Here is a 368-nt window from a genome sequence, read left to right on the forward strand (position 1 = left end):
GCACCACGTAGTTCATCAACCCCGTGACCAGCGGCATGGCCACGAAGAAGATCATGATGACGCCGTGCGCCGTGAAGATCTGGTCGTAGTGGTGCGGCGGCAGGTAGCCGGTGGAATCGCCGAAAGCCACGGCCTGCTGCAGCCGCATCATGATGGCGTCGGCGAAGCCGCGCAGCAGCATGATCAGCGCGACGATGATGTACATCACGCCGATGCGCTTGTGGTCGACGGAGGTGAGCCATTCCGTCCAGAGGTACTTCCACTTGCGGAAGTAGGTGATGGCGCCGAAGACCGCTAGGCCTCCCAGGCACACGGCGGCCAGCGTGACCATGACGATGGGTTCATGGTACGGAATGGCCTCGAGGGTG

Annotated in this window: 1 protein-coding gene; it reads right to left on the reverse strand. The window is 62.5% G+C overall.

Annotated features, from left to right (window positions below):
* Positions 1-368, reverse strand: a 368-nt coding sequence (locus tag RCF13_RS20005) for a cbb3-type cytochrome c oxidase subunit I (protein WP_308141490.1), incomplete at both ends; no start/stop codon positions are given.

Source organism: Stenotrophomonas maltophilia group sp. RNC7, assembly GCF_030910085.1.
Taxonomy (GTDB): domain Bacteria; phylum Pseudomonadota; class Gammaproteobacteria; order Xanthomonadales; family Xanthomonadaceae; genus Stenotrophomonas; species Stenotrophomonas sepilia.